Source organism: Acetivibrio straminisolvens JCM 21531, from assembly GCF_000521465.1.
Classification (GTDB): Bacteria; Bacillota; Clostridia; order Acetivibrionales; family Acetivibrionaceae; genus Hungateiclostridium; species Hungateiclostridium straminisolvens.
This window is the reverse complement of record NZ_BAVR01000011.1, coordinates 68553-76621: the sequence shown is the minus strand read 5'-3', so window position 1 is coordinate 76621 and position 8069 is coordinate 68553. Positions and strand designations below refer to the sequence as shown.

Below are 8069 nucleotides of genomic sequence, written 5' to 3'. Positions count from 1 at the left end.
AAATAATCTAATAGAAAGGATGAATAACATGAAAAAAGCAGTAGTTAATCAAGCAAATTGTGTGGCCTGCGGAGTTTGCGAAAAAGTCTGTCCGCGTCAAGCCATAACCATATTTCATGGAATTTATGCAAATGTTAATGAAGAGCTATGTGTCGGATGTAAAAAGTGTGAGAAAGCTTGTCCGGCTTCAGTAATTGAGGTTGTGCAAAAGGAGGTTGCATCATGAAAAAGTGGAATGAATATTTATGGATATTTTCTGCGGTATATTTGGTTTCGGGTTTTTTCAATATTTTGTTTGCCTGGATAGGGATGATTTGCTTTGTTACTCCGTTATTGCTTTCGATATTAGGTAAAGGTAAAATATACTGTAACAGTTATTGCGGAAGAGGACAGCTATTTGAATTGTTAGGAGGCAGGTTAAAGCTTTCTTCAAATCGCAACATCCCTAAATTTATAAGAAGCAAATGGTTTCGTTACGGCTTTTTAGTATTTTTTATGACTATGTTTGGAATTATGGTTTTCTCTACCTATTTAGTTTATAATGGAACTAATAACTTGAAAGAAGCGGTTACCCTTTTATGGACAATTAAACTTCCTTGGAATTGGGCATATACCGGCGCAGTATCACCGTGGATAGCCCAGTTTGCTTTTGGATTTTACAGTGTTATGCTTACGTCTACAATTTTAGGACTTCTAACAATGTTCTTTTTCAAACCCCGCTCATGGTGTGTCTATTGTCCCATGGGTACAATGACTCAAGGAATAAGCAAGCTAAAGTACAGAAAGATGGTGAATCAAAATGGAACAGCAAGCAAAAGAAATAGCTGAATTGCTGAAGGTTATGGCAAATCAGCATAGACTAATGATATTATGCTATTTGATTGAAAGACCGATGAATGTTAGTGAAATACACGAAAAAATACCTGCAATATCTCAATCGGCTTTATCTCAAAATTTAGCCATGCTAAAGGCTCACGGCATTGTAGACTCTAACAAATACGGTCTTCAGAATGTTTATCATATAAAGGATGACAGGATTAAAAAGATTATTCAAGCACTTAGGGAAACCTATTGCAATTCCAATTAATACATTAACGGAAGTAGAGGACGTTCCAAGGAATATAAAATGATTAGACTACTTATAAAAGCGCCATTTGGTGATGCGGCAAACACAGTATATTCCATGCTGCTGTGCGATGAAAAGAATACCGCAGTTCACGCCGGATTTAAACCAGGCTGAGAGCTCAATGAATAAGAGCCTGTTGCTCAAAGCAAGTGCCTATTATTGTTATCACGGCGGTGTGTATGGTAAGGAATAGCCGAAATGATTGCTAAAAGGTTTATTTTGCCGGGAGGAAGTTTATTTGAAGTCTTTCGGTAAGTGCTTTTAAAGACAAAGTATTTCTTTGCCTGCAAAAATGTTTTTATACAGTTTGATATTAGAAAGATTGAATCTATTAGAGAGATGAGAAAGCACCGTGGATAAGAATTTACCTAATGGGTTTTATTGGAAGGGTTAAGATCCCCTTTAGTATAGATTTTGGGACTGGCGGTGTTGTAATATCTTTGCCGGTTGAACGACTTTATCGGTAATCAAATTTTTGTGATTGAGAGGTTTTGTTATGATTAGAAAATTTAAAGAAACTGACTTAAACAGTATAATGAAATTATGGCTTGAGACTAATATTTCTGCGCATGATTTTATTGATGAAAAATATTGGCGGAGTAACTATGAAAAAGTAAGAGAAATGATGCCTAAGGCAACAATTTATGTTTATGAAGATAACTCCATTAAGGGATTTACCGGGTTAAGTGGAAACTATATAGCAGGAATATTTGTTGAAGCAGATAGTCAATCAAAAGGAATTGGAAAGGCTTTATTAGATTACATCAAAGGGATAAATGAAGAGCTCATTTTACATGTTTTATAAAAGAATGAAAGAGCAGTTAGATTTTATATAAGAGAAGGGTTTCATCGAGGGTGAACAAATTGATAATAATACAAATGAAACCGAACTTGTTATGAAATGGACAAATAGAAAAGATTGATTCTAGATATAAACTCCGTTATTTTCTTTTTATCAAAAAACACCTCCCAATGTTAGAATAACATCTATCATTTGGAGGTGCATTGCTATTCATAACTATTCCTAAAAGATTATTTGGTGGGCAGAACAAGAACTCTTTTGCTGTACAGACGGAATTCATCCTGTTGTGTTTTTACTGGAGAGGCTGAATGAATGATATGTTTTCCGGGAAACAGACATCGATTCAATTAACTAGAGCCATGTGGAGACGGACATAACTAAGATATATTGCATGGTAATATGTAACACTTCTATTTTTTTTAGAATAATTAAAGTATCAAGATAAAAAGGAGAATCATCATGCAAAATGTTTCAATTACATTTAAACCTACAGATTAATTGGCTAAAGTAGCATTTGCATGTCAGACTTCGGAGCCTAAAGATGAAGAAGTATATCAAATGATTGATCGTGTGATTTATGAATTATACGGTGAAAAAGGACTTGCAGCAATCATAAAACGTGGTTATAAAGTCATAATCAAAGTAAATATGGTCGGGCCAAACATGGGACTTAGGGGTGAAAAGGGACGTTCCATCATAACGGATCCCCGTATTGTAAGATATGTTGCTGAAAAAGTCCGGGACATCATCGGTTTTGATGGTAAAGCAGATCTAAAGGTAGTTGACGGTGTTTTCTCCAGGGATCCAAATCCATCATCGAAATGGAATAATGGTAGTTTTTATTGGGCTAGGTTAGAAAGGACCGGTGATAATTTGGTTAACCAGGAGGATTTTTGATATGACTGTAATGCTAATGGTATCCTGGATGGAAGATCAAAAGCAACCCTGGTTAATCTGGATAGCATTGGTGAAGAAGGACGGATTCAATATGAGGTGAAACTGGCAAACGGCAGAACCGTAAAAGTAGCATTTCCAAAGATGTTTCGAACCAGAGAGCAAGCGGACGGATCAGATGAGTATTGCGATGTGCTGATTTCGATTCCGGTCTTTAAGAGTCATGGCCTTGCAGGCAAACAGGAGCAATAAAACTACATTACGGTATACGCAGTCGTTATGGCGTCTTTGATGATTTGGGACGCTTTGGTCATGATGGATTATATTATCATGAAACAGGTAGCCATAACAAGCATTATTTATACGATTATTTGTGTGCCCAGCACCTGATACGTCCAAACGACCTGGTTATTATGGACTGCCTGACAGAGAACAGAAGAGGCCCTCTTCTTCCGATGTCATCATCAATAGGGCTTATCCAATACAGTGATACACCTGCTGATTACATTCTTACAAATGCAATTATGGCATCAACAGATTCTGTAGCAATTGACACAGTGGCAACTGCATTTGCCGGCTATCAGCAGGAATCGATCAAATTACTGGACGTGGCGGCACAAAATGGATTAGGCACCAACAACCCTAGCCGTATTCTGTTGACCGGATTCTCCGATTTCAGAGTTCACCGCCAGAATCTGTACGATACGTATCATTCCCAGGGGAAATATCCCTTTGAGGATGGTTGGGGCGATGCAAAAGTTTTGGATCGTATTGATGCACCTTATGAGGTCAGGGTATCAGATTCTCATCCGAGCAAATCGAAAGATGGACTTTACTATATCGATTATGAGGTGGTTCCCACAACCGAGGACGCAAAACTTTTGAAATTTGGGCACCATACTGGTCACAACATGGAGATGCATGGCCTGAGGTCAACAAGGCGACCAAATACGTCGCCTCCAACACAATAACATCTGGTGATTGGCAGCCGTCCGTGTTTTTAAGTGGAGATATTGCGGAAAAAGTAACCCAGATTAAGCAACAGCAAGGGCCGGATTTACATGTGTGGGGAAGTGGCAATCTTATTCAAACACTTCTCATGCACGACTTGGTCGATGTATTTTGGCTGATGATATACCCGATAACGCTAGGCTGTGGAAAGCGATTATTTGCTGATGGCACGATTCCTGCAGCTTTCAAGGTTACAGAAAGCAATGTCACTCCGAAAGGCGTTATTATTGTGAGATACGAGCGTGAAGGCACAATAAAACCAAAAGTTGATGGAAGTAGTATAGTACCGGAGTAAATATTTAAGTTATGCTAAACTGTTTGGCAATGCGTTTAGCAGTATTAGTGAGCGTCTCCCAAATTGAATATTGCCTTAATTTTGAATAATTTGATTTCAATTTGCTTGAAGGCGGCTCGGTTTCCACCGGATGGGTCGCGCATGTGTGCGAGATCCGGTGGACATTGCAAGGATAATGAGCCGCTAAAATTATTTTCTGCCTAGTACATGTTCCCAGTAGCATTGGAAAAGGCAAAGCCACTGAACATAAAGAATCTCTGAAGGAGTAATATTTTTATTTTGCACACCAGCCTGACGGAATGCCCTAGATAACTGCTTGCTTGTAAAAAGACTGCGAAATCCATATTCTAGTGCATTTGAAACAAATTGCTCATATGCAAACCACTGGTTTGCGGGGATATCCGGTTGGCTCTTTTTCTTAAGGTGAAGAAGCACTATATCAACGCTTGGTTTGGGATGGAAATCCTCCCTGCTGAAATAGTAAGCAATATCTAAATCGAACTTGGGCTTTATAAGCAGGGAACGCAATGATTCTGAAGGCTTACCCATAAAACGTTTGGCTGCGCCTTTTTCCATGGTAAGCCATGCTTCAGAAGGTGCGTTTTTACATTCCGTCAATTTTCGCATAATATCCGTAGTGAAGCAAGAGGGGATGTTTGAAAAAACTTTATAATCTTCATGTTTAGGAAGCTTCCATTTCAAAAAGTCCTGATGATATATACTGATATTTTTGACGTTCTTGAATTTTGCTGTCAATTTATCATATAAACGGCCGTCGATTTCAATTACCGAAACTTCACGGCATCTTTTTGTCAAGAAATCTGTTATATGACCCTTTCCCGGACCAATTTCAATAACATGATCATTCTTGTCAAGGGTTGTTCTGCGAATAATTCTTCTGATAATTTTATAACTTGTTAAAAAGTTTTGAGATACCCAAATGGGCGGAGTAGTCCCTTTTTTTCTATTTCGGGGCATAAAAAATACACCTCTTTCGCTTTTTCGTAAACGAAAAAAGGCGCACAAAAACAAAGACGCTGCTATTAGCTATCTTTCATTCTGTGCACCCTTATTTACGAATACGAAAAATACCATACATAGGTGTATACTAGCCTCCAAATATAAAATCGAATTATAGTTTAGCATTTTTGGGTATGTTTGTCAAATCGTTTTGGGAAAAAACTATGCGGTTTTCAAGTTTTGTAGGGGTAACGAGGCGTAATATGCATATTCACGACTTATTGATACTGCTTCAGCATGAAGTCCTAAAAAGCCTTACCTTTATAGATAAGACGCGAGGGGCTAAGGAACCCGGGGTGTCTGCTGTTCACATTTTTTTGAAAAGTGTTGAGACCGAACTTTCCGTCGCTATGTCGTACACGCTGCAAATGCCAAAAAAGAAGTTTCGGGGAAGGGTATTGGCGTACAAATAGTATGTCCTATTGAAAAAATTGATGAGAAGACTCAAAAAGAGTACATAGGCCGCATAAAAGTTGTTTTTAAGCCTATTTTGAAATTTAGATAAAACAGTTTTGCGACGCTAAATGACATATTTCATGCAAAAAAAAACGTGTTTTATGCTGTAAACGGTTTTTGGAAAGAAAGTTTTGATAGAATAAAATGATAATTGCTATTCCAATAATGGCATTTCAAGGAGGAATTATATGATGAAAAAAGGATTTTTATGCGTCATACTTATCCTATATACGGCATTAGCCTACTGCCGGTACCGGCATCGGCAGTGACCGTTAATGCACTTTATCGTATCGTAAAGTTTCAAGCCGAATTCAGTCCCTATCCGGATACTGCTCCCAGTGGGATTCTCCCATACGGGACGAACGTGATGGTGGCGTCGATTGAAGGAGACTATGCCAAGTTTGAATATAAGGGCTACAACTACTACACGAAGGTGAGCAATCTGGAAAAGTTGATGATTGAGGATTACAGATGCTCCGGATGGGCACAGGAAGCTGTAGAGGCATATATATATGGTCATCCTGGTATGACAGATTGGTTTACCAATGCAGCAAACTTCAGGGACCCTATAACGCGTGGCGAAATGGCAATGCTGCTGGTTGATGACATCATGATAAGGAAACGCGGAAGTTGGCAAGTGCAGTTCACCCTCAAAGGAGTAATTTCTGATGTGCGTGTGGATGAGATTATGGGCCAGGAGGAGGACGAAGACAATGCCTGGTTTCAAATAAGTCGTCTTCTGTATTGGGGTATTGTTCCTGCAGAAAAGTATAGAACGAATGATTATGCAACCTATAAGGAATTTACCGATGCTCTGATTAAGATCGTAAAATATGAGGGTAGGGAATACCGGAAAAAAGAATTTACCAAAGCGACCATTGATAGCTTTGGTGTTGGCGGTGACACCAGTCCGGATGCAAAGATTACGAGAGAGCAAGCCATATTCCTGTGTCAAAAAACTTACAACTGGATGGTGGAAGCTGATACTTTTTATGAGGCAAAGTGGGCCATAGACAACGGAAGGACAAAGGAAAGCGTGATAGGTATAATAGACGGAGTTTATACTCTTGCGTCGGTGATGGGGCAAAATCCCCGTGTGGCCATTAACGCAGAGGGTAAGGCCGAGCTTAGCAGTGCAAAAGCAGAACGTTTTAAGTTCACCTACAAGGGAAGCCGTACGAACCAGTTTGAAGAGATGATGATGCTGTATACAATTCAGACGATGGATGGAAAGTATCTCGCTCTTTCCGGAAATGTACCGACAAATGGAAAACAACTCATTACGCAAGATACGGAGTTTCTATGGGCTATCGAGGGACCCTTTAATGAAGGAGGCCAGTACAAGATTTATCCGCCCGACTACCCGAACCTGTTAGTGAGTGTTGAAGAACGGCAATCAAAGGATGGTACACCTATTATCGTAGGGTTTGACGCATCAGTCAATCCACCGAGCAATTATGTCTTCTATGTCTACTATGAAGGTAATGCATCAACTTCTTTTTCACGGTGGAAGGAGCTGCCGGCTACCGCCACACCCAGTAAGACGAGTTTCGTCATGAACAGTCAGCCAGTATCCGTTACAGCGGCCTACACCATAAACGGGACTAATTACTTGCAGCTTCGAGCCATTGCAGCAATGCTCAATGGTACTGCAGCCCAGTTTGATGTAGGCTGGGATGGAAAGTATGCCGTGATTGAACCCGGTAAGCCCTATAGCGGTACAGTTACCGAAACCAAGCTTCAAACTACAACCAATGTCCACATTAGTAATACGAAATTCAAGCTGAATGATGAAGTATTTACATTTTCTGATGCACGGCTGATTGACGGCAGTACGAACTACATTCAGCTTCGTGAGTTTGCCCAGAAGCTTTCCGGAACGGCATCACAGTTCAATGTGTACTGGGATAACGAGGCAAAGCAGGCGGTTATCCAGCCCGGTGTGGCTTATACGGGGGTAGCACCGGATACAAACCCTTCTTCTGATACAATTACCGGCAGCAATAAGCTGGAAGATGGAATTTACTATATTAAGGCTTCTAAAAACGAAAACTTTGCCATAGATATACCCGGTTCAAGTAAAGAGAATGGCGCAAAGCTTATTATTTATTCCAAGACCGGTAATGATAATCAAAAATTCAAAATCACTAACGTAAGTGGCAATAAATATAAGATTCAGTGTGTTCATTCCGGTAAGTGGTGGAACAGCAGCGGGTCGAAGGGCGCGGTAATCACCCAGTCCGATTCTGCTTCAACGTTTACAATAACAGAGCAGGAAAACGGAACCTACAGAATCATGGACAGCAAAGGGTTTTATGCAGGCATCTCAGGTGCAAATATGAAAAACGGCACCAATATTATACTTTGGACAGAAGCTTCCAATGCAAGTCAGGCCTATATATTTAAAAAAGTAAAGTAAGCTTGGACAAGACAGTGTATGATTGACTTTCCGTTTGATCAAAAGA

11 protein-coding genes and 1 pseudogene are annotated in these 8069 nt (G+C 39.7%); 11 read left to right on the top strand and 1 reads right to left on the bottom strand.

The window, feature by feature from the left end:
* The 9 genes and pseudogenes from JCM21531_RS04840 to JCM21531_RS04810 form a co-directional block, all read left to right on the top strand.
* Positions 1-226, top strand: a 226-nt coding sequence (locus JCM21531_RS04840; protein ID WP_369347568.1) for an ATP-binding protein, incomplete at its 5' end; no start/stop codon positions are given.
* On the top strand, positions 223-828 hold the full coding sequence (locus tag JCM21531_RS04835) for a 4Fe-4S binding protein (protein ID WP_038287836.1): 606 nt from the start codon (positions 223-225) through the stop codon (positions 826-828). The genes JCM21531_RS04840 and JCM21531_RS04835, both read left to right, overlap by 4 nt.
* Entirely contained in the window at positions 800-1087 is a 288-nt protein-coding gene (locus JCM21531_RS04830; RefSeq protein WP_038287833.1) for an ArsR/SmtB family transcription factor, read from the top strand. The genes JCM21531_RS04835 and JCM21531_RS04830 overlap by 29 nt, the downstream gene beginning before the upstream one ends.
* A 109-nt stretch (positions 1088-1196) precedes the next feature.
* Positions 1197-1319, top strand: a complete 123-nt coding sequence (locus JCM21531_RS23545; protein WP_279378980.1) for a hypothetical protein — start codon at positions 1197-1199, stop codon at positions 1317-1319.
* A 303-nt stretch (positions 1320-1622) separates the two neighbouring features.
* Entirely contained in the window at positions 1623-1931 is a 309-nt protein-coding gene (locus tag JCM21531_RS04825; RefSeq protein WP_369347567.1) for a GNAT family N-acetyltransferase, read from the top strand.
* A gap of 495 nt (positions 1932-2426) precedes the next feature.
* Positions 2427-2825, top strand: coding sequence for a hypothetical protein (locus JCM21531_RS04820; RefSeq protein ID WP_038287830.1), 399 nt, complete (start codon positions 2427-2429; stop codon positions 2823-2825).
* A gap of 96 nt (positions 2826-2921) precedes the next feature.
* Positions 2922-3074: a hypothetical protein gene (locus JCM21531_RS18875; protein ID WP_157833647.1), complete on the top strand. Its 153-nt coding sequence runs from the start codon at positions 2922-2924 to the stop codon at positions 3072-3074.
* Between the two features lie 119 nt (positions 3075-3193).
* Positions 3194-3793, top strand: a complete 600-nt coding sequence (locus tag JCM21531_RS19500; protein ID WP_131464390.1) for a hypothetical protein — start codon at positions 3194-3196, stop codon at positions 3791-3793.
* Positions 3691-4128, top strand: a pseudogene (locus JCM21531_RS04810) (dihydrofolate reductase family protein); the annotation flags it as partial. The gene JCM21531_RS19500 and the pseudogene JCM21531_RS04810, both read left to right, overlap by 103 nt.
* 189 nt (positions 4129-4317) lie before the next feature.
* Here the strand turns inward: JCM21531_RS04810 and erm are convergent.
* Positions 4318-5106: a 23S ribosomal RNA methyltransferase Erm gene (gene erm / locus JCM21531_RS04805; RefSeq protein WP_038287825.1), complete on the bottom strand. Its 789-nt coding sequence runs from the start codon at positions 5104-5106 to the stop codon at positions 4318-4320.
* A gap of 263 nt (positions 5107-5369) precedes the next feature.
* Here erm and JCM21531_RS04800 point away from each other — a divergent pair, with 263 nt between their 5' ends.
* Positions 5370-5561 (top strand): hypothetical protein, encoded by a 192-nt coding sequence (locus JCM21531_RS04800; RefSeq protein WP_162149298.1) that lies wholly within the window; start codon positions 5370-5372, stop codon positions 5559-5561.
* Positions 5562-5812: 251 nt separating this feature from the next.
* Positions 5813-8023 (top strand): RICIN domain-containing protein, encoded by a 2211-nt coding sequence (locus JCM21531_RS04795; protein WP_038287820.1) that lies wholly within the window; start codon positions 5813-5815, stop codon positions 8021-8023.
* Positions 8024-8069 lie beyond the last annotated feature (46 nt).

Bases quoted from the DNA above. Each gene is read 5' to 3' on its own strand.
- JCM21531_RS04835 (WP_038287836.1), top strand. From the start codon at position 223: ATGAAAAAGTGGAATGAATATTTATGGATATTTTCTGCGGTATATTTG.
- JCM21531_RS04830 (WP_038287833.1), top strand. From the start codon at position 800: ATGGAACAGCAAGCAAAAGAAATAGCTGAATTGCTGAAGGTTATGGCA.
- JCM21531_RS23545 (WP_279378980.1), top strand. From the start codon at position 1,197: ATGAAAAGAATACCGCAGTTCACGCCGGATTTAAACCAGGCTGAGAGC.
- JCM21531_RS04825 (WP_369347567.1), top strand. From the start codon at position 1,623: ATGATTAGAAAATTTAAAGAAACTGACTTAAACAGTATAATGAAATTA.
- erm (WP_038287825.1), bottom strand. From the start codon at position 5,106: ATGCCCCGAAATAGAAAAAAAGGGACTACTCCGCCCATTTGGGTATCT.
- JCM21531_RS04795 (WP_038287820.1), top strand. From the start codon at position 5,813: ATGCGTCATACTTATCCTATATACGGCATTAGCCTACTGCCGGTACCG.